Here is a 25,031-nt window from a genome sequence, read left to right as displayed (position 1 = left end):
CGCCCCCTCAGAAAGTAAGAACAGCGTTCAATAGAACGGAATAGAACCGGTCGTCTCGATTTCTCGCCTGGAACAGGTCGCCGAACCCCTCGCCGGGCTCGAAAACAGCCGCCGAGGCCCGCAGGACGACGTTCTGGGTCATCAGCGGTCGCCAGATGGCCGACACTGACACGTCAAAACCCAGCTCTTTCGGAATCGAGCCCTCCTGACGCAAGGCCTGGACCACGGCTGTATCGGCGAACCACAGATGGTTTGCATTTGCGCTGACGCGCAGCTGGGGCGTCAGGTCGAGATCGGTCCCGAAGCCGAGAAGAACGGTGCCCGGATTGTTGAAATTGGACTGACCCTCCTCCTTCGACGAACGCAGCGAATTCAGGACGCCGTTGCGGGTGTTGACGCCGATGGCCCGACCGCCACCGGCGAAGGGGATGGACTGGCGGATCCAGTAGCTGGTGTCGGCCCCGGCGAACTGCGGGTTCTCGAAAATGGCATCGAACCCCTCCTCGACGTCGTCATAGGGGTCCGGATCCCCCGAGGCGTAAAGGCCCGAGGCGCGGAGCCTCATCCAGTCGAAATCGATCGACGGCTCAACGGCGAGGAACCAGGCGCGGACATCGGCAGGCCGGCTTGTGAAGATGCTGTTGCGGTCCTCGCCAAGGGCCGCATAGGCCGAAGCCGTCAGATTGATCCGTCCGACCCGTCCGTCGGCGTTGTAGCCGAGGTAGACGATATCATAGTCCCGTCCCCGCAGGTCGCCGAGCAAGGCCGGGCGCGCGGGGAAGCCGTTGTCGTCGATATGGATGTCATCCTGTTCCCGGTTACGGTTGTAGAGCACCGTCCATTGCGAGGTCAGGCCGGGAAACGGCAGGTCCTGGCGGTACAGGTTGGCGACCAGAACCTGGTCGTCGCGAATCGACTGGGTGATGTCGTTCAGCCCCGAGTTTGTGTCCTTCTCCAGTCGCAGAAAGAGGCCCAGATTGTACTGGTAGCGGTTGTTGTCGCGGTTCCCGAACAGCCGCACGCCCAGTTGGTTGTCCTGAAAAAGAAAGCCCCGGAAATCCGAGGTAAACGGCTGGATCCCGACCCGGACGGAATCGAAATCATAGCGTTTGGACACGTTGCGCAGATGGTAGTCGATGAAGGCTTCCTGGACGCCCAAGAAGGAATCCTGTCGGTCAGGGCCTCGCGAGGGCTGTACCGACAGGATGCGCCGCTCGGGCACCGTCACATCGCTGTAGTTCAGGGCCAGCGTCAGGCGAGCCTCAAAATCCGGCGGTTTGAAAGCCGTTGACCCTTCAATGAGCGACACCGAGGCCAGCAAGGTCTGCGACACGATCAGACTGTTCGAGCGGCCGAACGTATCGAGGCTGTTCGGATCCTGGGATGTCTGAACTCCTACCGGCAGCGGCAGGGAACGAGGCTCGATCACCGTATCCGAAACCCCGGCGACCACGACGAACAGGTCTTCATGGCCCGGCAGGGGCCGGTCGCCCTTGAGGGTGTTCTGATTATAGGGATCGAACCAGCGTTCATTGACACCGACCGCCTCGATCACCCGCCAGCGATCAGGGAGCGGCAAGTGGTCGGCGGGAAAGGCTTCGGGCGGCGGTGCGCGCACGGCACCGGGATTCCTTTGGATGACCGCCTCGGGATAACTCTCGACCCGGCCGGGACGGCGGCGGATCGGCGCATCCGGGTCAACCGTCCGGGGCGGTACAACCTCGCGCGAGGGCTGGGGAACCGCGGGTTGGATGACCAGTGGAAGACCCTGCGCCGCGGCCCCGGATGCAGGGAAGCAACCCAGACCCACAACAATCAGGGCAGGCCAGGCCACCTTCATCACGGCGCACTGCACACATTCTGTTCCGACGAGTCGACGTAGGGCGCGAACGGGCAGCTGACGTAGCGCAGCCGCGTCGACCGGCCAGACTGGGTGACAACGATCTGGTCAGACCTGATGGCGGCGGGGGCCTGGCTGATGCCGCCGACCCGAATGGCGGCGTTCTGGAGGCCGAGGAACGAGATCATGTCGTCCTGATCAATGCCGTCGCCCGACACGCCGACGGCGCCAATCAACTGCCCGCCGCGATAGATGGGCACCCCACCGGGGAAGATCTGCAGGCCATTCTGAAGCCGGTTCCGGCCAGGCACCACGTCAGGCAAGGCGGTGCAGCGCGGCACGGTATCGAGGCCCAGCCCGCTGACAAAGCCGACGTGCTGGCCCAGGTTGGTCAGGACCAGTGCGGTCTGAAGGCCCGTCGAGAAGGGACTCCACAGGGCGATCGGTCGCGACAGCGGTCCGCTGATCGGGCCGACCTCGCCGTCGGGAAAATAGGGTCGTGCCAGATTTCCAACGGCCCTCACACTGAACGCCGACTGCCCGGTCAGGGCCGCAGGCATGGACAGGAAGGTGCGCATATCGCTGACGAAGGCCCTCACATCCGCCGACGGATTGCCCGACAGGTCGGCGGCGGCGAGCGGATGAGACAGGAAGCTGGCGGTACGCGCCTTCTGCACCGCCACATCGATCCCGAAGAGCGGCGCATCCGGCGAACGGACCAGACCCAGGGTCACACCATGGGTGTCCACCACCGCGATAGAGACCTGGGCGCGACTTTCCAGCGGCCGGCGGATCTGGGCCCGCGCGCGACTCATGACGGTAAAGGCTTCCTCCAGTATGGCGCGCGACTCAGCAGCCGTTAGCGGCGTCGTTACCGAGCCGCCGTCCGTCCCGGCCTGCACCGGATATCGGCCGACCCCGGATCCGTTGGTCAGGATGAACGCGTCCGTATTGTTGAACTCACCCGCTGTCGCCTTGCGAACGCCCGAAGCCTCGGTCCCGTAAACCTGACCCGCGATGGCTCCGGGGCCGGCATAGTAGCCGGCGACCGGGGTGAAGGTGCCCGTCCCCACAGGCAGGGTTACAAAGGCCGGCACCGAGGCCGGAGCGCTCAACAGGGTCGCGGCCGTGGCGTCGCTGTATCGTAGCGTCGTTCCATCAATCGATACCCTGTCCGCGACGATGTCCGCGGCTGGTGCCAGGCCCGTCCCGGCCGCCAGGGATATTTGTTCCTCGACGTCATTATCAATGTTCAATACATTGATATCAAACCCATAATCAGACTCAGCGATGACGCCGACACCGCCAACCAACACCCCGTTCTTGTAGAGTGGAAAGCCACCCGGGTCGGCCGCCAGACCGAGCGGGGACCGCTTGGGACCGATCAATGAGGACGGTCCGCCGCCGGCGACGAACCGGCTGGAGATGTCCGAACAGGGCAGCTGGCTGAACTGAACCCCGAACAGAGGCCCGCTCTCGAGGCCCGCCGTCGAGGGAGCCGGTGGAAAATGCTGCTGCACGATCATACTGGCCGTGCGGCTGGAGAAGGCGTTGCCGCCCGAAGAAAGATACGCCCCGGTCACCGCCTTGGCGATTGCGCCGGCGGCAGCGGGCGCGACGACGCCCTGGAGGTCAACATTGGCCGTCGCACCCGCGCGCAGCGTGATCGACGCCGGCGCACCGGTCATGGAATAGACGGCGAGCACATTGCCGACCCGGTCCGTCACTGCAATCACCGCCGGACGCGACCGCGCCCGGGCCTCGGCCACAGCACGAGCCAGCACGCCCTCGACATCAGCCACCGAAAGGGACTCAGCGGCGGGAACCGAATACAGCGCCCCGCTGCCGCCACCTCCGCCGCCGCCGGATCCCCCGCCACCGCCACTGGACGAACCGCCGTCGCCGCATCCCGCCAGCGTCAGACCGGCGAAGGCGGTGAGGATCAGAATCGCTGTCCGAAGCGTCATCTCGCGCGCCTGACGGCGGCCGCGATACCGCCCATGGCGCTGCGGAATTCCTGCGGCCGATAGTGGTTGGGGTCCCGGACCGCGGCATAGGCCCGGTCGATCTCGGGGCGCATCGCCCGAACCGTACCCCCGTCGATCTGACCCTGGGCGACAAGGGCGTTAAGCAGGGCGTCCACGGCCATCACAGCCTGGGCCCCGCCGGCGTAGTCGGTATATCTCGGGGCCAGGGCCGCCCCGAGCACATCCTCGAGGATGGCGATGGTGTCGGCGCGGCTGAAGGGGCTGGATGCGAAACTGGCTGAAAGTTGGCTGGCCGTCTGCGCCAGTCGTCGAGCGGCCGCCACGGCTCCGGTCCGGTCCGATCCAAGGGCTTGATGGAAGGCCCGTGAGTCTGACTGGAACCGGGTCGCCAAGGCGGCAGGTGCCGTCCGGGCGGCGGCCGCCAGCATGATCATGTTTTCGTCGTTGAAGGGCGGCATGCCCGAGGGAATGGGTCGGCCCGGATTGGCCTCGACCAGGAGCGGCGCGCCGGGCTCGTCAGAAATCGGCCGGTGGCAGCTGTGGCAATCAAAGAAATAGAACTCGGGGAACACGCCGTTTCCCGCCCGTCGGTTATCACCGTAAACGGTCAGAATGCGCTGCAGGGCAGCGGCCTGTCCGACCGCCCAGAACCGGGCAGAGTCCATCGTCGTCTTGCGCTGCAGATAGTCAGAGTCGACGTCATGATGCTGCTGGAAGGTGCTGAACAGCTCAAGCTCGAACGACAGGCGCGGGTGGCCGGCGCTCATCATCTCATGGGTCACGAACTGGTTGGGCTTGTCGCTGCCCCAGTGGCAATCGAGGCAGACATTGGCCCGGACCACCGGGTCCTCCAGCCGCGTCATACCCCGGGCCACGTTGGCAGCATGGCTGACACCGACCGTGTAATGGCTGGCGATCCAGCCGCCTGCCGGCCCATGGCAACTCTCGCAGCCCACCCCGTCAGAAATCTGAAAACGCGCACCTCGGGCCGCGGCGGGCTCGGCATGGCAACCCAGACAGGTCGGGGCGTTTCGGGCCGGGCCCAGGCCCAGCCGCCGCGCGATCGCCTCGGCGCGAGGATAGGTCAGGGTACGCCAGGCCCGGCTGTGCGACCCGCCCGGGCCAGTCGGGTCCTGCCAGCTGACCAGTTCGTTCTGGCGCACGACCGCCCCGTCGGGGGCCTGACGGCCATGACAGGTCGATCCAGCGCAGGAGGCGACGCCCTCATGGACTCCGGGTGATGCGGCAATGGCCCCCGACGGAAGCACGGCACAGAGCGCAAGCCCGACAGACAGCAGAAGGGCCACGCGCGCCCAGGCCGCAATCGGGCGTAAACGATCCAGATTGACCGTCGCGGTGCGCAAACCCTGTCGCCTCCCCCCGTCGACCCGAGAGAGACGGTTCGACATAACGACGTTAGCATCAATCCCGAGCGACTGTCAGCCAACTCTCCCCTGAGATGAACCGCTCGCGGCGAAGTGTGGCTAGCATCGAAATCCGGGTCCGAGGCAGGGATCGCCGGTCCTCAACAGGACCCGACGGAAAACAGTCTGCCCTGCACAGGCCTCGGCACTGACCCCTCTTCGTATCTGACCGCAGGGTCAGTCTTGCGTCGGATTGATCAGATATTTCTCGCCCGTCGCCTTGCGTTCATAGGCCCGCAGCAACTGCGGATCGAGCGCCTCGCCCAGACCGATCGTCCGCGTGTAATGGGTGGCAAAGGTCGTCGTCAGTTCGTCGAAGACACGCTTGCGAAGACGCGCCACCGTTTCCGCTCCCGCCTTCTGCAGGAAGGGGGTCAGCAGCCATCCCGATACGCTCCACTGGAAACCGAAGGCTAGGCGGTCCAGCACCATCGGCGACAGATCAAGCGCACCATAGGTGTAGAGCTGCTTGAAGCTGTTGGAGCCGTAGCGGCTGTACTCCTTCATGCGGCTGACAGCGCCGCGTTCCATGGCGCGCATGATGTCGCTGCCAAGGGTGCCGCCGCCGATGGCGTCAAAGGCCACGGTCGCGCCGGTCTCGCTGATCGCCTCGACCAGTTGCGACCGAAAATCTGGGTCGCGACTGTTCAGGACATGGGCCGCGCCAATGCCCCGAAGCAAGTCCACCTGTTCAGCAGAACGGACGATGTTGACCAGCGGAACACCGTCGCTGGCGCAGATTTTCTGAAGCATCTGGCCCAGGCTCGAGGCCGCAGCCGTGTGAACGATCGCCGTATGGCCCTCGGCCCGTGCCGTTTCGACGAAGCCGAGCGCCGTCATCGGGTTGACCGTCAGAGCCGCGCCCTGTGCCACAGTCACGCCATCCGGAAGCGCGAGAGCCTCGCGCGTCCTGATCTTCCGCAGATCGGCATACATACCGCCGCCCACCATGCCGACGCGACGCCCGATCCAGTCCATGGCGTCCTCGCCGGCCGCAACGACCGTGCCTGCCCCCTCGTTTCCGACTGCCGACGAGACCCCGATACGGGCGGCGACACTGGCACGACGCGGGGCCGGAATATCGAACACCAGCAGGGGGCGCTCCGAAGTTCCTTCGGTCCGGACCGAGGCGACGTCCGCCGGCCCCAACAGCAGGCCAAGGTCGCTGGGGTTGATCGGGGCGGCCTCGACCCTGACCACGATCTCGTCGGGTGCCATGACGTCCATGACGACGTCCTCGAGCATCAGCCTCAACGTCCCGTCGTCATGAACCGAAGACCGGAGTTCCCGTCCTGTCAGAGCCATATCCCTGTTCCTTTGCCTGCCCGAAATTGGATTGCTCGCACCCACCATACTTGAACGGCCAACCGGCCGTCCCGGACTGCGTGAGAAGCCGAACAGGCCGGTGCGCTGCGAAGTGTCGTTGGCTACAAAGCCCGGTCCTGTTCGAGTCCGGCCTGTGGTCACCGAACGGTCACCGCGCGTTCGAATGCGGGCCAGGCCTTTGCGCCATCCAGACTATTTGATGTCGAACGGCCGGCCCCGGTCGCCAAGGAAGTTCCATCCTGCCTTCGTCGGCCAGAACCCGTTCCTTCCCCTGCGCTCGGCATAGCCGAGCACGACCAGTTTCTCGCTCTGGTCGGGGCTCTCGGCCCGGGTCTCGTCAACAATGTCCAGAAGGGCTTCCGTTCGGGCGGCGTCGGTCATCTGCTCAATATCTCTTGGTTGGGTCTCTGCAGTCGTCGTCGGTCCGGGACTGCGGTGCCGTCCGGCCGTCGTACCCTATTTCCATGAGACAGCGCAGATGTTTTGCCAGCGCGGACGACCGGCGTCCTTCGCCTGTGTAACAGCTCCCCGGGTCCAACAACGCGCTAGCCGCCGTAGCCTCGCCCTCCGCCACCGAAGCCGCCGCGAGAAACGACCGTCGTCCGGCTCTGGACCCGTGTGGGTGCCTGTCGCGCCGCGGGCGTGTGGTCACGGGCGTTGGCAACGTTGCGGCCGGTGCGATAGTCGCGCGAAAGGTAACCGCCGCCGTAGCCGTTCGAATACTGACCGTCACGATCACGATACAGGGGACCACCGCCGCGGTAGCCGCCGCCGTTCAGCAGTTGGCCGATAATGAAGCCGGTCGCCAGCGGGCCGAAGAAGGAGCCGCCGCCCGTGTTCAACGACCGGCACTGTTCGGGACCCCATTGGCCCTCGCACTCTGCGCGCGTGGCGTAGCGGGGTGCCGAGCGTTCCGCCTCGGACTGGGCCGCCGCATAGGCCGTGTCACATTCGGTGTCGGACACGTCGTTGGCCGCCTTGCACTCGTCGATCGAGGTATAGGCCGGGGTCGGTTCGGGCGGCGCGACCGGCACGGCAGAGGGCGACGGACCGCAGGCCGACATCGAGAAGCCGACCGTGGCCATCAGACTGGTCAGTTGCAGCGACCGGGACCGTTTCAGACCACGCATCGTGGTGGTCGGAGGCAGGATATCTTCGCTCATGGTGCGCCTCACGCCGTCATGCAGGCGGCGTTGAGCAAGCCCACGCCGATGGAAATCGAGGCCAGATAGATACCCGCCGCGACTTCGCCGGCTTCGATCCGCGCGGCAAGGGCGCGATAGACCAGACGACTGACGACGATAAACGAGACGATCTGGATCACGCCGGCCAGCAGGGCCCAGGCGGCGAACTCGGGCAGGCTGACGGTATGCGACAGGGCCGACGCCAGAGGCAGGACATACCCGATCAGCGCGCCGCCCAGGCCGATGGCGGCGGCCGAGTTGCCCTCACGGATCAGGGTCCGCTCGTGATACGGCGTGACCAGCTGGTAGACGAATTTGAAGGCGACGAAGAACAATACCGCCGCCACGAAGGCGATGATGAAGGCCGTGGCCCCTGTCTGGAATGCGAACCAGTCGAACATGTGATCTCCCCTTGATGCGTCAGGCGCGGAACTCGGCCATTTCCAGTGGAATGCCGATCATGATTTCGTGCGTCGTCTCGCCCTCGTCCGGCTGCATCTCCAGCGCCAGCATCAGCTCGCGGCCTCCGGCCAGATCGCGCGCGTACAGCATGCAGGTCTGGAAGATTCGCGCATAGGGCGTCGTCGCGGCACGATCGTCATAGACAGTCTCCCAAAGGGTGACCGGGGGCTGGCGCGCATCACTTTCGGCGAACCACAGCCGTGGATAGGCGGGGAGATCTTCGGGACCGCCCTCAAACACAGGCTCTGACAGGCGGTCTGACCACAGGCGGCGCTCCCGCTCGCCGGGCGGGTAGGCCGAGGACCAGGGCATGAACAGGGTGAAGTCATAGGCCCCCTGCCCCGCGGCGTCGTCACTCATGGCCTGCAGCATCACGTGGTCGTCGGTATAGAAGCGATGGACGAATTGTCCGCCGTCCAGGGTGATGACCCCCTGGGCTGTAATCTCCAGCGCGTCGCGATCGAGGGCGAACCGGGTCTCGTCGCCCAGACGCCGCCAGGCCAGCGGGTCCAGAGACACAGTGCGGCCGACCGTGATGTTGCGGACCTGGGCCAGCCCCGGTGCCGGGGTGGCCTTGTCGTCGGAACCGAACAGACGCTTGAACATGTTTGATGTCCTAGACCGTCAGGGTCGCGACATCGACCCTTTTGGCAGCGACATAGAACAGGCGATCGCCCGGTCCAACCGCCCGATCGGCGGCCGGGTTGAAGGTGGGAGAGCTGTCACGACCGGGCTGAATCGCCAGAAGCGTCGCGCCGCGATCCAGCAGGGCCCTGGCCAGATCGACGAACGGGCGTGGCGGACGATCGGGCCAGGCGAGGCTGAACAGGGTTGCACCTTCATCGAGATGGCTGGTCAGGGCGCTGATGACCTGGCTGGCACCGGGGTCCTTGCAGGCCCGGGCCACCAGTTGCGGACCGGCGGCGAGGATGACCTCGACCTCCGGGCAGTGCTGGTCGATCAGCCGGGCGTGATCCTCATCCTCGAAATAGCACACCACATGGGCGATCGCGGGTGCCAGGGCCGTCGCCGCCAGGGTCGCCGACAGGGTGTCCGAATCGGAGTCGGTGAAAATCAGCACACGGCTGGCGGTCGGCACGCCGGCACGGACCATGGCGGCGGTGGAGGTCAGGCTCTCCGACTGGACGTAGCGGAGTCGCGCATCGAGATCGGTGAGCGTCTGGCGGGTCAGCAGCACGAGCGTCTGATCCGGCGACAGATCAGCACACAGTTCGTCGATCATCTTCGGGGTACGGGCGGCGTGGTAGCCGATCAGGACGATCGAGGCGGTCATTCTGGAATAGTCTCCCTTGCCGGAACGGCGGACGCGCCAGACCTCGCCGATGGCGGCCAGGACCTTGGCGACGATGGTGGTGAAGGCAGCGATGGCACCGGGAAAAACCCACAGGGCGGTGATCAACCGACCGGCATCGGTCTGGGGGCTGAGGTCTCCGTAGCCGACAGTGTAGGCGGTGGTCGCATACCAGTAGAAGAAGGTCGCCGCGCCGTGCAGCTTGGCTTCGCCCGCAAGTGCCAGCAGGATCCAGGTCAGGACGGCATGCGCCAGGATCAGTGCAAACAACACCGTCCAGTGCAGGTCAGCCATGGCGTGGAACGCCCGGTCGAACAGGCGCGCCAGTTTCAAACGCTGCAACAGCATATAGGCTCGCAAAGCATCGGAGGTTATACCCGGATGACGAGAAGTCATCGCAGACCCCTAGCCGATGTCAACCGTTCCTGTTACGCGTTACATGAAACATGCGTAATCCAGCCTCAAACCCCTTGCCGTCGGCGAATGATCGTATACGTGCTTGGCGCAAGGCCCGGCGTGAGGCGGGCATGGTCAAGGTAGAGTTCTGGATTCCCGACGCCGCGAAAGACGATGTGAAGGCGGCGGTCCACGCCATCGTCACGGAGTCGACCCGCGGGCCTGTTCTCGTCCGGCGCTCGCGCCGCAGCCCTTTGAACGATCCTTCTGGAGTGAAACATCCCATGGACGCCGTCATCGAAACCGCCTGGACCGTACCCGGCATCAAGGCAGCCCTCGACGCCTCGGATCTGGTGCGCGAGGGTGAGCTGACCCTTCGCGTTCTGGAAGGGGCCGAGCCGGTTCTGCTCGCCACCATGCACGAGTACGGCGACCTGCCCATCTATCTCAGCGTCGGCGGATCGCAGATTGTGGTCTCGGTGCTGCTCTGGCCCGTCGCCGAACAGGCCGATCGTCACGCCTTCAATGAGTTTCTGTTGAAGGCCCAGCGCGTCGTGCCCCTCTCCAATTTCGCCATCACCTCGGTGTCCGGCGAGGACGTCTATGAGCTGATGGGAGAGCTGTCCTGCAAGACCACGCTTCAGACCGTCCTGATCGAGTTGCGCACCCTGGCCGAGAATGCCATCGACGCCACCAGCCTGCGCGACACCTTCGGCACTGAAGCCGCCTGAACCGGGAGACAGAACCATGTCCATGCTTGCAAAACTGTCCGCCCTCTTCCGCGGCACCGCCCATGAGGCCGGCCAGTCCGTGGTCGACGCCAACGCCTTGAAGATCCTGGATCAGGAAATCCGCGACGCCGACAACGCCCAGGGCAAGGCACGCGACGACCTCGCAGGCCTGGTCGCACGTCGCCGCATGGCCGAAAACGAGATGAAAAGCTTCGGCGACCAGATCGGCAAATACGAGAGCTCGGCCCGTACCGCCCTGGGGCAGGGCAAGACCGACCTGGCGCGCGAGGTCGCGACCCGGATCGCCGAGCTGGAAACCGAGATCGGCAACCGCGGTCCGCTGATCGAGAACATGAAGACGGCGGAGGCCCGACTGCGCACAGCCATCGCCACCACGGATCAAAGGATCGAGACGCTGCGGCGCGAGATCGACATCGTGAAGGTCAATGACTCGGTCCAGAAGGCCCAGACCTCTGTGGCCCTGCAATCGGCCGGCGCACAGTCGCGGATCGGTTCGGCCGCCGACAGCCTGCAGCGCATCAAACAGCGCCAGGCGATCAATGAAGAAAAGCTGCGCGCCGGTCAGGAACTGGAAGACAAGCGCACCGGGGCCGATCTGGACGCGAAGCTGAAAGAGGCCGGCATTCTGCCCGGCCACGCCTCGGCCGACGACGTGCTGGCCCGGTTGACGGCGCAGGAGATCCGGGTCGTGACGCCCCTGATCGAAACCAGCGTGCCGGTCAGCAAGGACCCGGCGTAGGCCGCCATGGAACGCATCACCCTGGACCCGCGCCCGGACTGGCAGGCGCGGGCCGAGGCCCTCGGCTTCACCTGGCACCACGATTCCGGCGAGCGCTATTGGGACGAAAGCGCCGCCTATGCCTTCTCGATGGAAGAGATCGAGGGCGGGCTGGAAGCGCCGACGGCCGAACTGCATCAGCTGTGCCTGGGTCTCGTGGACGAGGCGGTGACATCCGAGCGTCTGATGGCCCTGCTCGAAATCCCGGAGGGTCTGCGGGATTATGTCGCCGACAGCTGGAAGCGGGGCGAGCCCTCGCTGTATGGCCGGTTTGACTTCGCCTATGACGGTCGCGGACCGGCCAAGCTGTATGAATACAATGCCGACACCCCCACCAGCGTGTTCGAGACGGCGGTGTTCCAGTGGCTGTGGCTGGAGGACCGGATCGCGGACGGCACCCTTCCCGCCGGAGCGGACCAGTTCAACAGCCTGCATGAGAAACTGGTCACGCGGTTCAGGACCATATTCCCCGACGGGGGCTTCGTGCATTTCTCGTCCGATCCCGATTTCGTGGAGGATCGACAGACGGTCCGGTTCCTCGAGGACCTGGCGCGCCAGGCCGGGCTGGACCCGAAATTCATCGCCCTCGACCAGATCGGATTGAATGCCGACGGACGGTTCGTGGACGACGAAAACTGGCTGATCCAGGCGATGTTCAAACTGTATCCTTGGGAGCAGATGCTGCGCGACGACTATGCCGAGCCCCTGCCCGACGCCGGGGTGACGGTGCTGGAACCGGCGTGGAAAGCCTTGCTGTCAAACAAGGGTCTGCTGCCGCTGCTGTGGGAACGGCACACCGGGCACCCCAACCTGCTGGAGAGCTGGTTCGAGAGCGACCCCGCCCATACGGCCCTGGGCGACGCCTATGTGCGCAAGCCGCTGTTCTCGCGCGAAGGGGCCAACATCTCGATCGTCGAGGGGGGCACACGGGAAGAAGGCCTGGACGCAGGCTATGGCGAGGGCAGCCACATCCGTCAGGCGCTGCATGCCCCGCCACGGTTCGACGGCCAGCATGTGATCGTCGGGTCCTGGATGGTGGGCGACGAACCGGCCGGTATCGCCCTGCGCGAAGACCCCGGTCGCATCACCCGCAACACCTCGCGCTTCGTGCCGCACTTCATCCGGCCCTGACGGCCCGGGAGTCCCGACGTCCGCCTGCCTCGGAACGCTCCATCCGGTCGCCTCGCGACACATGCCGCTGGGCGCGACCCTGTCCAGACAAGGTAAAACCGTGTCGTCCAGAGCGCAGTCACAAGGACAAGATTGATCAGAGCGGGCAAAACCCCACACGTTCGGCAATATTATTGCGGCACGACTTGACGCGCATGCCCGCCGTCCCGCAGCTTCGGCCCAGTTTCCAAACGCGAGCCGTGCTCTTGAACCGTTCCGCCACCCTGTTCGTCGCCCGTACGACCGCCTCCCGCGGCGGCGTTGCGCTGTGCACCGGGTGCCTCGGTACCACCATGATCACCACCACCACCACGACTTTGGCGGGGACAGGTTAGCGCGCACCAGAACTCAGGATCGCCCCAACCCAACCCCGCCCGGACCCCCGGGCGGGGTTTTTCGTTTCCGCCCTCCTCCCTCCCTCAGCATCCCGGAAATCGCGAACATGACAGGCCTGGCCCTCATTCGATCCGAACCATTTCCTGTCTCGTCGTCCCCCGGGACTGACCGGCCTGTCGTGGTGATGAAATTCGGCAGCTCGGTCCTTTCCGGACCTGCGGACGCCCCCGCGGTCGCGTCGGATATCTACGCACAGGTCCGGCGAGGCCGCCGTGTGGTCGCCGTTGTTTCCGCCTTTGCCGGCGAGACCGATCGCCTGTTGGCCGAGGCTCAGGCCCTCGGTCTTGCGCACGACAATCCCCTGCTGCCCGCCTATGTCGTCCAGGGCGAGGAGAGGTCAGCCGCCCTTACGGCCATTGCATGCGACCGCATCGGCCTGAGCGCCACGACACTGTCAGTGCCGGACCTGGGCATTCTGGCAGATGGACCCGTCGAACATGCGCGCCCGGTCGCCCTTGATCGTCGCGCCCTCGATCGGGCTCTGGCGCACCACGAGGTTGTGGTGGTTCCGGGCTTCGGTGCTGTGTCTTCTGAAGGACGGGTGGTTCTGATGGGGCGCGGCGGATCAGACCTGACGGCCCTGTTTCTCGCGGCCGAGCTGGGACTCGACCATGTCCAGCTGATCAAGGATGTGGACGGGCTCTACGACCGCGACCCCAATGTCGACCCCGAGGCCCGACGCTACGATCAGGCCAGCTGGGCCGAGGCCAGGGAACTGGGCGGCGGCCTGGTCCAGCCGGACGCTCTTGATCTCGCTGCAAGGCGCCAGCTTCGCGTGGAGGTTCGCAATCATGCCGACGGTCATCGCACGATCATCGGCGCAGCGAGCCTGCCCCCCCGGCCCGTCCGGAGTTCACGCCCCTTGAAGATCGCGGTTGCCGGCTGCGGCGTGGTCGGCGGCGGTGCCTTGGCCCGCCTGCTGGACGACCCTCGATATCACGTGGTGGGCGTGCTGGTCCGCGATCCGGCCAAGGCCCGGGAAGTCCCCGGCATCTCCGCAGATCGTCTGGCCCCCCTGCTCGTATCGGACGCGTCCGCGCTTCTCGCCCGGGGACCCGACATTCTGCTGGAGGCCCTTTCCGAGGCCGAGGCCGGTTACGCCCTGATCCACACGGCGCTTCAGGGTGGCGTCGATGTCGCCAGTGCCAACAAGCAGGCCGTCAGCCGTGATCCCGGCGGACTGCTTGCGCTGGCTGAGGCCAACGACGCGAAACTGCTCTGGTCAGCGTCCATCGGCGGCGGCGTCCCGATGGTCGAAAGCCTGCGGGCGGCCCGGGCCGAGGGGCCTGTCCAGTCCTTCGAGGCCGTCCTGAACGGCACCGTCAACTTCATGCTCGAGCGGCTCGGCACCGGCGCGACGTTTGACGTGGCCCTGGCCGAAGCACGCGCGGCCGGCTTCGCCGAGGAGGATCCCTCGTCCGACCTTGAAGGCCTCGACGCTGCAGCCAAGGTGCGGCTGCTCGCCTTCGAAGCCTTCGGCCTGATGCCGGACCTGGCTGACATACCCCGCGATGTCCTCTCGCCCTCCCTCCTGCCGCACGCCGGTGCGCGACAGTTGTGCCGCTGCCATCTGGACAACGGACGGCTGGTCGCCGAGGTTCGGCTGGAAGCAGGTCCCATGGACCGGCTGTTCACGGACCTGAAGGGAGAGGGCAACGCCTTGAAGGTCACTTCCGTCGATGGATCAGCTGTAAGGTGCCGGGGCCGCGGTGCGGGGCGTTGGGCCACGGCCGAGAGCCTGCTGGCCGACCTGTCGGATCTCGTTGCCCGACGAAGCGCGCGCGAAGTCGGCTGAGGTGGCGGTTTTCACCAGGGTAGTGGAGGCCGACGCCGAGCCCTTCATTCAAAGCTTTGGTCTGGGCGCGCTCCATGCGCTGACGCCGATCGCCGAGGGAGTCGAGAACACCAACTACCGGATCGATACCGCCGGCGGCCGCTTCGTTCTGACCCTGTTCGAGGGCCGGACCGATGAGACGGCCCTCCCCTTTTGCCTCGGTTTGACCGCGCACGCGGCCAGGGCCGGCCTGCCCTGTGCCCGACCGTTGCAGAACGCATCAGGCGAGGTCATCAGCCGCCTCAACCATCGCCCGGCCGCCATTCTCGAATGGCTGCCGGGGGCATGGAAACGCTCACCGTCATTGTCGGATCAATTCGCGGCCGGTGCCTTGCTGGCGCGCCTTCACCTGGCCGGTACCGACTTCCCCCTGACGCGTCCGGATCCCATGGGAGCCCGCGCACGTCGCGCCCTCTTCGACCGTTGCCAGTCGCGCGCGCGCCCGGCTGACCAGGTCCTGCTCGACCGCATGGTCCCCTGGATTCTCGATCGCGCGCCCGGTCAGGCTGCGACCCTGCCGGTCGGGCCGATCCACGCAGACTATTTCCCGGACAACATCCTGTTCGAGGGTGGGGCTCCCAGCGGGCTGATCGATTTCTATTTCGCCTGCACCGACGTCCTCGCCTATGACCTGGCCATCGCCCTCGCCGCCTGGGGCTTCGACGCAGAGGGCGCGGCCTTGCCAGAGGCGATTGCGGCCTTCCAGTCAGGCTACGAGTCGATCCGCCCCCTGAGCCCCGCCGAACGGAGCGCCCTGCCCGAACTCGGTGCGGTCGCGGCCGTGCGTTTCACCCTGACGAGACTGCACGACCGCCTTTTTCACGACCCGAAAGCCATGGTGACACCGAAGGATCCGGCCCCCTTCCTGAGGCGGCTGGACTGGTGGACCAGACAGAGCGCGGCGGCCTGACCTAACCGATGGCGGCGAGGACAGCCTCGAGGGTTGGGTCAACGGACTCGAACACCTCGGTCCGGCCTTCAAGACCCTCGAGCTGCTGCGGGCGTTCCGGGGTGAACCCAAGGGCCGCCTCGACCGACTCGGGAAATTTGGCCGGATGGGCCGTCGACAATGCGACAACAGGACCCGCAGACCGGTCCAGCCGGCGCGCGGCGTGGAGCGCTACGGCCGTGTGCGGGCAGATAACGCGCCCGAACTCCGCGTATGTCCTCGCGATTTCCTGCGTGGTTTCCGTCTCGCTGACCGAAACCGCAGATACCTCGCGTCGCAGCGCCGACAGGAGGTCACCGGGCAGGGTCACCCGCCCCTTTCGGGCGAAGTCCTCGAACAGGCCCCGGGTCAGACCGCTGTCCCGACCCGAGGCCTCGAACACCAGTCGCTCGAAATTGGAAGGAGCCTGCACGTCCATGCTGACACTGGCGGTCGAAACGGCCTGGGTGCGTTCGTAGACGCCCGTTTCCAGCGCCCGCACCAAGGCGTCGTTGCGGTTTGTCGCAGCCAGCAAACCGCCCATGGGCAGGCCTATCTTCCGGCCTGCCCAGCCGGCAAAAGCATCCCCGAAATTGCCCGTCGGCACGACATAGGTCGCCCTGTCCGCCTCGCTTCCCAGCGACTGCCCCGCGCTGGCAAAGTAGGGTATCTGCCCTGCCAGCCGCGCCCAGTTGATCGAGTTGACCGAGCTGACCCGCCGCCCTTGCGTCAGACCGGCATGCGCCAACAGCCCTTTCACCAGCCGTTGGCAGTCATCGAAGTCGCCCCGCACCGCCAGGTTCAGCACATTGGCGGCACCGGTCGTGGTCATCTGCAGTCGCTGCACCGGAGAAACCCGCCCCAGCGGATGCAGCACGACCAGGTCGACGCGGTCCAGGCCGGCAAAGGCCCTTACCGCGGCTGCGCCCGTATCGCCGCTGGTCGCGGTCACCAACAGCAGCCGCTCGCTCCGGCTGGACAGGGCAGCCTCCGCCAGCACCGCCACCATCTGCATGGCGTAGTCCTTGAAGGCGGCGGTGGGGCCATGAAACAGCTCGAGAACAAACATGCCGGGCGCCAACTCGACGAGCGGCGTGGTCTCCGGGTGCTGGAACTGGCCGGCCATCCGGGTCGCCGCCCGCTCCAGAACCTCCGGCGGCAAGGCGGTCCCCACAAAGGGTGCCAGAACCGCTGTCGCCAGCGCGGCGCTCCCGCCGTGCACCGCCGAGGTCCCCCTCAGGTCCGGCCAGGCCGTCGGCACATAGAGTCCACCATCGGGGGCCACGCCGGCCAGCAGGGCGGCGGTGAAATCAACGTCCGGAGAGGACCCGCGCGTACTGATGTAGGCGGGGAAGGGCGACGCAGCCATCAGCATTCCAACAGGCCTTACGTGGCCATCGACATTTGACCGCCGTCGCCCGCACGATGCAACCGCTTCCGATAATCGGCCCGTGTGTCGGCCGCACGGGGTGACGGTCAAACGACAGCGGAGTCGTCGGCCGGCAGACGGGCTCGAAACGGCGCGGCCAGCGAGGGGCCTCAAGGCCGGATATGAAGGTGGGAATTCCGCCCGTCTCCCGGCCTAGATCACGGTCCCGAAAATACGGCCGATCGCGGCGGTCAGGCCCATGGCCGCGGCCCCCCAGAAGGTGACCCGCAGAACCGCCTTGATGAGCCCGGCACCCCCCGCCTTCGCGCCGAGTCCCCCCAGCAGGGCCAGACCGACAAGTGCAGACCCGGAGACCAGCGCCACCAGATACGAGCCGGGCGCGACCAGCACCACCGCAAGCGGCAGAACCGCCCCGACCGAAAAGGTCGCCGCCGATGTCAGAGCCGCCTGGATAGGCCGCGCGATAGTATGCTCGGAAATACCAAGTTCGTCCCGGGAATGGGCCCCGAGGGCGTCATGGACCATCAGCTGTCTGGCCACCTCCAGTGACAGTGTCGGATCGACGCCCCGACTGCGGTAGATGGCGGCCAGTTCACGGGTTTCGGCCTCCGGATCCGCTTGCAGTTCGGCTCTTTCACGCGCCAGATCCGCGTTCTCGGTATCGGACTGCGAACTGACGGATACATACTCCCCGGCCGCCATCGACATGGCACCCGCGACAAGGCCCGCCACGCCGGCGACGAGAATCCCCGTCTTGCTTGTCTGGGCCGCAGCGACGCCCACGATCAGGCTTGCCGTCGAGACCAGGCCGTCGTTGGCTCCGAGCACGGCGGCTCGAAGCCAGCCGATGCGAGCGACGAGGTGTTGTTCGGGGTGGCGCTCAAGTCGGCTCATGCTCGGTCCTCTGACGGGGAGGGAAAGCCGAGGATCAGTTCTGACGGGTCCAGCCGGCTCTCGATCCGCCCACCATGCGCCTCCATGATGCGCGATACGATGGACAATCCCGGGCCGGCTCCACCGCCATGGGCATCGTCGCCCTTTTTGATCGCGGTTTTCCACGCCCGCCGGACGGCCTGACAGAGCCGAAGCGACACTCACAGAGCAGACAACTGGCGATCCGCGTTCCTGAAAAGGCGTTCACACCGGATGAGACGGAAATGTTCGAACCGCTGAAATGCCGGGCAAAAAATCAAGTCCATGCGGAACGCCGGAACCCGCCCGCCGAAGTTCAGACCAGACGGCTCTGAACCAGCGCCGCTTCGATGAAGCCCGCAAACAGGGGATGAGGCGCGAATGGCCGGCTCTTCAGTTCGGGGTGATACTGGACGCCGATGAACCACGGATGATCCTCGCGCTCGACCGTCTCGGGCAGGACGCCGTCGGGCGACAGGCCGGCGAAGGTCAGGCCGCCCTTTTGCTCGATCGCATCGCGGTAGTTGATGTTGACCTCATAGCGATGCCGATGGCGCTCGCTGATCGTCGTCGAACCGTACATCCGCGCGATCCTCGATCCGGGCTTCAGCGTCGAGTCATAGGCCCCCAAGCGCATGGTGCCCCCCATGTCGCCGCCCTGCTGACGCAGGACACGCTGATTGCCCTGGGTCCATTCGGTCATCAGGCCGACGACCGGCTCGGTCGTCGGGCCGAACTCCGTCGATGACGCCTTGGGATAACCGGCCAGGTTCCGGGCCGCCTCGATCACCGCCATCTGCATGCCGAAACAGATGCCGAAATAGGGGATCTTCCGCTCACGGGCGAAGCGGGCCGCCTCGATCTTGCCTTCCGAGCCACGCTCGCCGAAGCCACCGGGCACCAGAATGGCGTGCGCTTCCTGAAGTCGCGCGTCGCACGCCTCGCGGTCGCCCTCGAAGGTCTCGGCCTCGACCCAGTCGATGTTGACCTTGACGTTGTTGGCCACGCCGCCGTGGTGCAGCGCCTCGATCAGGGATTTGTAGGCATCCTTGAGGACCGTGTATTTGCCGACCACGGCCACAGTGACCTCACCGTCCGGATGCAGGCGGCGGCGGGCGATCTCTTCCCACATCGTCAGATCGGGCTCGGGCGCATCCCCGATGCCGAAATGCGCCAGGACCTCGGCGTCCAGCCCCTCGCGGTGATAGTCCAGCGGCACCGCATAGATGTCGTTGGAATCCATCGCCTGGATGACGCCGCTCTGGCGCACATTGCAGAACAGGCCGATCTTGCGCTTTTCCTCGGGCGGGATCGGGAATTCGCAGCGGCAAAGCAGGATGTCGGGCTGGATGCCGATCGAGCGCAGCTCCTTCACCGAATGCTGGGTCGGCTTGGTCTTCATCTCGCCGGCGGTCTTGATGAACGGCAGCAGGGTCAGGTGCACGAAGCAACTCTGGCCGCGCGGCAGGTCCTGGCCCAGCTGGCGGATCGCCTCAAAGAACGGCAGGCCCTCGATGTCGCCGACCGTGCCGCCGATCTCGACCAGCACGAAGTCCACGTCCTCGCCGTCGTCGGTCAGGGCGGGCGTCAGGCAGAACGATTTGATCTGGTCGGTGACGTGCGGGATGACCTGCACGGTCGCTCCCAGATAGTCGCCGCGCCGCTCCTTCTCGATGATGGTCGAATAGATGCGGCCCGTCGTGATGTTGTCGGACTTCGCGGCCGACACACCGGTGAAGCGCTCGTAGTGGCCGAGGTCGAGGTCGGTCTCGGCCCCGTCATCCGTGACGAAGACCTCGCCATGCTGATACGGGCTCATCGTGCCCGGATCGACGTTCAGATAGGGGTCAAGCTTGCGCAGCCGAACCTTGTAGCCGCGCGCTTGCAGAAGCGCGCCGAGAGCGGCTGAGGCGAGGCCTTTTCCCAATGAGGAAACCACGCCGCCGGTGATGAACACGTAACGGGCCATGGGAGATTACCTTACCGCCGATTCGGGGGCAGCAGACTGGAGACTTTGAGGGCGGGAGCGGAAGGCGGGGATAAGGTCCCCGCTCATCCTTACTGGGCGGGGGCCGGCTGGACCGGAGCAGGCGCGGGCGCCGTTCCGGACAGGCTGGTTTCCAGATCCTGCAGAGACGGGGCGGCCGGGCGTTCCGGGCCGGCCGGAGCCTGCGAAGGCGCGGTCTGGGGCGTCGTCGGCGTGATCAGTTCGCCGATGGCATCAGCATCCACGATCGATCGGTTCGAGCGTTCGACGTTGCCCAGAATGGTCAGTCCGATCGCGCACAGGAAGAACAGGACCGACAGGACCCACGTCGTCTTGGTCAGCAGATTGCCCGCGCCGCGTGCCGTCATGAAGCCCGACGGACCTCCGCCCATGCCCAGCGCGCCGCCTTCGGAGCGCTGAATCAGGATCACGCCGGCAAGCGCAACCGAAATGAGGATCATGACAACGAGGAGAATGGTCTGGAGCATGGCAGCCGATATGTGTGGCGCGACACCGCGCCGATCAAGCGGCGGCGTCTAACATTGATGATGGACAGGCGCAAACACGCTTTCCCCTGCGGACCTCCCGGCCCGACAGGGCCTGTCGGTTACGCGCCCCGGATGATACCCAAGAAATCCGGGGCCTTGAGCGACGCCCCTCCGACAAGCGCTCCGCCGACTTCCGGGACGGCCAGAATTTCCGCGGCATTATCCGGCTTGACCGAGCCTCCGTAGAGGATCGGCGTCGCCGCGATCCCCAGGCCCAGCCGTTCGATCATGGCGGCCCGCACAGCCCGGTGGACCTCCTCGATCTGCTCCAGGGTCGGCGTCAGCCCCGTCCCGATGGCCCAGACCGGTTCATAGGCGACGGCGAACGCCCGCCCGGCAATCGCCAGCGGAAGCGAAGCCATGACCTGCGACCGCACAATCTCGACCGCGCGACCCGCTTCGCGCTGTTCCAGCGTCTCGCCGACACAGACTATGGGTGCCAATCCGGCCGCGAACGCCGCCTCGGCCTTCGCCGAGACCAGCAGATCGCTTTCGCCGTAACCCTGACGCCGCTCGGAATGCCCGAGGATGACCAGGATCGCGCCAGCGTCCTTTAGCATCGCGGCGGAGATATCGCCGGTGAAGGCCCCATGGGTTTCGGCCCGGCAGTCCTGCCCACCAATCTCGATCGGACTTCCAGCCGTCGTGCGCGCCATGCGCTCTACCAGAGTAGACGGCGGACAAAGGGCCACGCGGCAGGCCGCCGGCTGGCTTTGCAGCGCGGCGCAAAGGGCTTCGACCTCGGCCAGACTTGCGCCGAGACCGTTCATTTTCCAGTTGCCGGCGATCAGTTTCACGGGTTGTTTCATGGCCGCCTTCTATGCGGCAGGCTCGTACAAGCCAAGCCATCCGGATTCGAGAGGGTGCCATCGTCTTGCCGTGCGGGTCGCTGACACCCTATAGGCCAAGCGACACTCTCGCTGCTGATCCGCCAGGACCGACCATGCTCAAAGCGTTCCGCACCTTCGCCAAGTCAAAATGGGCCATAGGGCTGCTCGTCGTTCTCGCGATGGGACTGCTCGTCACCGGCGGCACCCAACTCGACATTCTCGGCAATATGGGCCCCAAACACGTGGTCAGCGCCGGAGAGCGCAGCCTCAGCCAGACCGAGTTCCGGTCCGAGATGGACCGTATCCTCCAGCAGTCCCAGGAGCAGGCCGGGCGCGCGCTGACCTTCGAGGAGCTGATCGGCCAGGGCGGCCTGGTCCAGTACCTGCAGCAGAAGTCCCAGCAGCTCGGTTTCCTGAACTGGGCCTGGCAGTCCGGCATCCGGCCCGGCAAGGAACTGGTTCTGCGGCAGATTCGCCAGGCACCGGGCTTCTTCGATTCAGTCACCGGCAAGTTCGACGAGAACCAGTACCGGGCTCGTTTGGCGGAAAGCAACGCCACGCCCGAGATGTTCGAGGAGCAGCTTCGGGACCAGTATTCGACCCAGCATTTCGGTGTCGCCCTCGGCGCCGGCATGCGCCTGCCCCGCATCTATGGTGCCATACTCGCCAGCCAGGCGCTGGAAACACGCGACGGTCGCTGGTTCACCGTCACCCAGGCCATGGCCGGCACGGCCCCTGCCCCGACCGACGCCCAGCTGACCACCTTCATGAACCAGAACGCCACCCAGCTGCGTCTGCCCGAGGCGCGCACGGCCTCGGTAGTGCTGTTCGATGACCAGGCCGCCGCCTCGACACCCATCACGGATGCCCGCATCGAGGAGCGGTTCAACTTCCGCCGTGACGCCCTGTCGCTGCCCGAGAAGCGTACCTTCGTGACGCTGACCGCCCCGAACCGAGCGGCCGCCGACCGTATCGCGGCCGCCCTGCGCGCCGGACAGACCCCGGCCGCAGTGGCCGGTGCCAACAACATCCAGCCCGCCGACTATGCGGACACGCCGCGCAGCGCGCTGGGCGACCCCGCCATCGCCGCCGCCGTGTTCGGACTGGCCGCGAACGAGGTATCCGCCCCGGTCCAGGCCAGCGTCGGCTTCGTCGTCGCCAGGGTTACGGCGATCACGCCCGGTCGCGCTGCGACGCTCACCGACGTGCGCGAGCAGGTTATTCAGGAGCTTCGCGCCGAAGATGCCCGCGCCGCCGTCTACAACCGGGTCGAGGCCTATGAGAAGGCGCGTCAGGACGGCAAGACGCTGGACGTCGCCGTGCGCGAGATCGGGGCCCGCATCATCCAGGTTCCGGCCATCCGCGAGGACGGAAATCTGCGCAACGGCCAGCCCATCAACCCCGCCCTGCCGCCCCAACTGGTTCAGGCCATGGCCACACTGGGCAAGGGGGCCGAAAGCGAAGTCATCGACATGGGCCAGGGCCAGTATTTCGTGGTTCGCGTCGACGAGGTCATCCCCGCCGCCCTGCCGCCGCTCGAGGGCATCCGCGGTCCGCTGGCCCAGCAATGGATTCTGCGTGAAAACGTCCGCCTGCTGACGACCCGCGCCAATGCCCTCGCTGCTCGCGTGCGTGGCGGCGAAGACATCGCCGCCGTGGCCGCATCGGCTGGTGCCACGATCCAGACCGCGACCGGGCTGACCCGACAAGCCGCACAGGCGCGGGGCCAGGGGGTCGTCCAGGGCGTGTTCAGCAGCGGCCGCGGCGAAATGTTCTCGCAGCAGAACACCGCCGACACCTTCGTGATTGGCCGCACCGACCGGATTATCGCCGCTCCCTCTGTCCTGGCAGCTCCGGTCGCCAACGAGTTCCGCCAGCGCATGGCCAGCGACAACGTCAACGCCGTCGGCGAAATGGCTCTGAAAGCCGCGGCGTCCGGCTCCAAGGCCCGCTACGACGAAGCCCTGGCCCGCGCTGCGCTTGGTTTGCCGGCCGAAGCGCCCGCGGCCACTCCGGGCGCGGCGACACCCGGCCGTCCGGCGCCCGCGCCGGGTCAATGACCGGAAGCAGCGACGCCGCAGCGTTCGACGACTTCCAGCGCGGGTGGGCCGCCGGCCTCCCGCGCGTCGTCGTCCGCCGGCTGGTGGACGACCTCGAGACTCCCGTCTCGGCGTTTCTGAAGGTCGGCCACGGTCGAACCCACGCCTTCCTGCTGGAATCGGTCGAGGGCGGCGCTGTCAACGGGCGCTATTCGATCATCACGCGAGAGCCGGACGTCGTCTGGCGCTGCCGGGACGGCCGCGCGGACCTGGCGCGCGGTCCGGCGATCGCTGCGGACCGGTATTCGGCAGAAGCCGGCGACCCCCTGGCTTCGCTGCGCCGGCTGATGGCGGCCTCTCGCTTCGAACTGCCCGATGGCCTGCCGCCGATGGCCGCAGGCCTGTTCGGTGTCTTCGGCTACGACATGGTTCGCCTGCTCGAACCCCTCGGCGCGCCCAACCCCGACCCGCTCGATCTGCCGGACGCCGTGCTGACCCGACCGGCCCTCGTCGCCATCTTCGATTCCGTCCGGCATGAGATCGTGCTGGTCTCGGCAAGCTATCCCGACAGCGGCGCGAGCGCCGGGGCTGCCTTCGCCGCCGCCGTCGCCCGACTCGATGCGTTCGAGGCCGAACTCCGCGCCCCCCTGCCGGCCCTGCCCGTGGCGATCGAGGCCCCGGCACCTGCTTTCGCCTCTCCGGTCGATGCCCCCGCCTTCAGCGCGCTCGTGGCCCGGGCCAAGGACTATATCGGTGCCGGCGACATCTTCCAGGTGGTGCTCAGCCATCGTTTCGCCGCGCCCTGGACCGCCGATCCCTTCGCCTTCTACCGCTCCCTTCGCCGGTCGAATCCTTCGCCCTATCTGTTCTTCCTCGACTTCGGCGACTTCCAGCTGGCCGGTTCGAGCCCGGAAATTCTGGTCCGGCTCAAGGACGGTCGCGTCACCATCCGCCCCCTGGCCGGCACCCGCCCACGCGGTGACACGCCCGAGGCCGACCGCGCGCTTGAGGCTGAGCTTCTGGCTGACCCCAAGGAACGGGCCGAGCATCTGATGCTGCTGGACCTGGGTCGCAACGACGTGGGCCGCGTCGCCGCGCCCGGCACGGTCGAGGTGATCGAGAGCTTCCGCATCGAACGCTACAGCTCGGTCATGCACATCGTCTCGGAAGTGCAGGGTAACGCCGATCCGAAGCTGGACGCCGTCGACACCTTGTTGGCCGCCTTGCCCGCCGGCACCCTTTCGGGCGCGCCCAAGGTGCGGGCGATGGAGATCATCGACGAACTGGAGACGACCAAGCGTGGCGTCGGCTACGGAGGCGGCGTCGGCTATATCTCGGCGGGAGGCGAGGCCGACATCTGTATCGTCCTGCGCACAGCCCTGTTCGCCGACGGCAAGATCCACGTCCAGGCCGGAGCGGGCGTCGTCGCCGACAGCGATCCGGCGGCCGAGTATGCCGAGACACAGGCCAAGGCCCGGGCCCCCATGCGGGCCGCGGAGGACGCCTGGCGCTATCCTTTCGGCAACCGCTAGCCC

At 66.4% G+C, this 25,031-nt stretch carries 23 protein-coding genes; 9 read left to right on the top strand and 14 right to left on the bottom strand.

Annotation, left to right across the window (positions count from 1 at the left end):
- Positions 1–7: 7 nt before the first annotated feature.
- From ACP7AS_RS07915 to ACP7AS_RS07875, 9 genes are all read right to left on the bottom strand, one after another.
- Positions 8–1,855 (bottom strand): hypothetical protein, encoded by a 1,848-nt coding sequence (locus tag ACP7AS_RS07915; RefSeq protein WP_426028326.1) that lies wholly within the window; start codon positions 1,853–1,855, stop codon positions 8–10.
- Positions 1,840–3,807 (bottom strand): GlcG/HbpS family heme-binding protein, encoded by a 1,968-nt coding sequence (locus tag ACP7AS_RS07910; RefSeq protein WP_426028325.1) that lies wholly within the window; start codon positions 3,805–3,807, stop codon positions 1,840–1,842. The genes ACP7AS_RS07915 and ACP7AS_RS07910 overlap by 16 nt, the downstream gene beginning before the upstream one ends.
- Entirely contained in the window at positions 3,804–5,192 is a 1,389-nt protein-coding gene (locus ACP7AS_RS07905) for a multiheme c-type cytochrome (protein ID WP_426028324.1), read from the bottom strand. The genes ACP7AS_RS07910 and ACP7AS_RS07905 overlap by 4 nt, the downstream gene beginning before the upstream one ends.
- Before the next feature lie 237 nt (positions 5,193–5,429).
- Positions 5,430–6,557, bottom strand: a complete 1,128-nt coding sequence (locus ACP7AS_RS07900) for an NADH oxidase (protein ID WP_426028323.1) — start codon at positions 6,555–6,557, stop codon at positions 5,430–5,432.
- Positions 6,558–6,770: 213 nt separating this feature from the next.
- Complete coding sequence (locus ACP7AS_RS07895) at positions 6,771–6,959, bottom strand: hypothetical protein (protein WP_426028322.1); 189 nt, start codon at positions 6,957–6,959, stop codon at positions 6,771–6,773.
- Between the two features lie 164 nt (positions 6,960–7,123).
- Positions 7,124–7,741, bottom strand: coding sequence for a DUF1190 domain-containing protein (locus ACP7AS_RS07890; RefSeq protein ID WP_426028321.1), 618 nt, complete (start codon positions 7,739–7,741; stop codon positions 7,124–7,126).
- An 8-nt stretch (positions 7,742–7,749) separates the two neighbouring features.
- Positions 7,750–8,163, bottom strand: coding sequence for a DUF350 domain-containing protein (locus ACP7AS_RS07885; RefSeq protein WP_426028320.1), 414 nt, complete (start codon positions 8,161–8,163; stop codon positions 7,750–7,752).
- A 19-nt stretch (positions 8,164–8,182) separates the two neighbouring features.
- A complete protein-coding gene (locus ACP7AS_RS07880) occupies positions 8,183–8,830 on the bottom strand; it encodes a YjfK family protein (protein WP_426028319.1) in 648 nt (215 codons plus the stop codon).
- Between the two features lie 10 nt (positions 8,831–8,840).
- The gene (locus ACP7AS_RS07875) at positions 8,841–9,932 is read right to left on the bottom strand and encodes a potassium channel family protein (protein ID WP_426028318.1); all 1,092 of its coding nucleotides are present in this window, start codon (positions 9,930–9,932) and stop codon (positions 8,841–8,843) included.
- 131 nt (positions 9,933–10,063) lie between these two features.
- Between ACP7AS_RS07875 and ACP7AS_RS07870 the strand changes: the two genes are divergently transcribed.
- The 6 genes from ACP7AS_RS07870 (at position 10,064) to ACP7AS_RS07845 (ending at position 15,772) form a co-directional block, all read left to right on the top strand.
- Positions 10,064–10,663: a YjfI family protein gene (locus tag ACP7AS_RS07870; RefSeq protein ID WP_426028317.1), complete on the top strand. Its 600-nt coding sequence runs from the start codon at positions 10,064–10,066 to the stop codon at positions 10,661–10,663.
- Positions 10,664–10,679: 16 nt separating this feature from the next.
- Positions 10,680–11,423: a PspA/IM30 family protein gene (locus ACP7AS_RS07865; RefSeq protein ID WP_426028316.1), complete on the top strand. Its 744-nt coding sequence runs from the start codon at positions 10,680–10,682 to the stop codon at positions 11,421–11,423.
- Between the two features lie 6 nt (positions 11,424–11,429).
- Positions 11,430–12,593 carry a glutathionylspermidine synthase family protein gene (locus ACP7AS_RS07860; RefSeq protein WP_426028315.1) on the top strand — a complete coding sequence of 388 codons (1,164 nt, stop codon included), beginning with the start codon at positions 11,430–11,432 and terminating at the stop codon, positions 12,591–12,593.
- Between the two features lie 245 nt (positions 12,594–12,838).
- On the top strand, positions 12,839–12,967 hold the full coding sequence (locus ACP7AS_RS07855) for a hypothetical protein (RefSeq protein ID WP_426028314.1): 129 nt from the start codon (positions 12,839–12,841) through the stop codon (positions 12,965–12,967).
- 107 nt (positions 12,968–13,074) lie between these two features.
- Complete coding sequence (locus tag ACP7AS_RS07850; RefSeq protein WP_426028313.1) at positions 13,075–14,823, top strand: homoserine dehydrogenase; 1,749 nt, start codon at positions 13,075–13,077, stop codon at positions 14,821–14,823.
- Between the two features lies 1 nt (position 14,824).
- Positions 14,825–15,772 carry a homoserine kinase gene (locus tag ACP7AS_RS07845; protein ID WP_426028312.1) on the top strand — a complete coding sequence of 316 codons (948 nt, stop codon included), beginning with the start codon at positions 14,825–14,827 and terminating at the stop codon, positions 15,770–15,772.
- Between the two features lies 1 nt (position 15,773).
- On the opposite strand, the gene thrC is transcribed toward ACP7AS_RS07845, so the two are convergent.
- Positions 15,774–17,159 carry a threonine synthase gene (gene thrC / locus ACP7AS_RS07840; RefSeq protein WP_426028311.1) on the bottom strand — a complete coding sequence of 462 codons (1,386 nt, stop codon included), beginning with the start codon at positions 17,157–17,159 and terminating at the stop codon, positions 15,774–15,776.
- A gap of 213 nt (positions 17,160–17,372) precedes the next feature.
- Complete coding sequence (locus ACP7AS_RS07835; protein ID WP_426028310.1) at positions 17,373–18,074, bottom strand: VIT1/CCC1 transporter family protein; 702 nt, start codon at positions 18,072–18,074, stop codon at positions 17,373–17,375.
- Between the two features lie 128 nt (positions 18,075–18,202).
- On the opposite strand from ACP7AS_RS07835, the gene ACP7AS_RS07830 reads away from it, so the two are divergent.
- Positions 18,203–18,427 (top strand): hypothetical protein, encoded by a 225-nt coding sequence (locus tag ACP7AS_RS07830; RefSeq protein ID WP_426028309.1) that lies wholly within the window; start codon positions 18,203–18,205, stop codon positions 18,425–18,427.
- Here ACP7AS_RS07830 and ACP7AS_RS07825 read toward each other — a convergent pair.
- From ACP7AS_RS07825 to tpiA, 3 genes are all read right to left on the bottom strand, one after another.
- Positions 18,409–20,061, bottom strand: coding sequence for a CTP synthase (locus ACP7AS_RS07825; RefSeq protein WP_426028308.1), 1,653 nt, complete (start codon positions 20,059–20,061; stop codon positions 18,409–18,411). The genes ACP7AS_RS07830 and ACP7AS_RS07825 overlap by 19 nt on opposite strands.
- A gap of 89 nt (positions 20,062–20,150) precedes the next feature.
- Entirely contained in the window at positions 20,151–20,567 is a 417-nt protein-coding gene (secG, locus tag ACP7AS_RS07820) for a preprotein translocase subunit SecG (RefSeq protein WP_426028307.1), read from the bottom strand.
- A gap of 119 nt (positions 20,568–20,686) precedes the next feature.
- On the bottom strand, positions 20,687–21,436 hold the full coding sequence (gene tpiA / locus ACP7AS_RS07815) for a triose-phosphate isomerase (RefSeq protein WP_426028306.1): 750 nt from the start codon (positions 21,434–21,436) through the stop codon (positions 20,687–20,689).
- A gap of 134 nt (positions 21,437–21,570) precedes the next feature.
- On the opposite strand from tpiA, the gene ACP7AS_RS07810 reads away from it, so the two are divergent.
- Together ACP7AS_RS07810 and trpE are read left to right on the top strand one after the other, a co-directional pair.
- Positions 21,571–23,517 carry a peptidyl-prolyl cis-trans isomerase gene (locus tag ACP7AS_RS07810; protein WP_426028305.1) on the top strand — a complete coding sequence of 649 codons (1,947 nt, stop codon included), beginning with the start codon at positions 21,571–21,573 and terminating at the stop codon, positions 23,515–23,517.
- Positions 23,514–25,028 carry an anthranilate synthase component I gene (trpE, locus tag ACP7AS_RS07805; RefSeq protein WP_426028304.1) on the top strand — a complete coding sequence of 505 codons (1,515 nt, stop codon included), beginning with the start codon at positions 23,514–23,516 and terminating at the stop codon, positions 25,026–25,028. Before ACP7AS_RS07810 ends, trpE begins: the two co-directional genes overlap by 4 nt.
- The last annotated feature ends 3 nt before the right edge of the window (positions 25,029–25,031 follow it).

Source organism: Brevundimonas sp. TWP2-3-4b2 (assembly GCF_049897345.1).
Taxonomy (GTDB): Bacteria; Pseudomonadota; Alphaproteobacteria; order Caulobacterales; family Caulobacteraceae; genus Brevundimonas.
The sequence above is the reverse complement of the archived record's forward strand: the minus strand, read 5'-3'. Positions and strand labels throughout refer to the sequence as shown.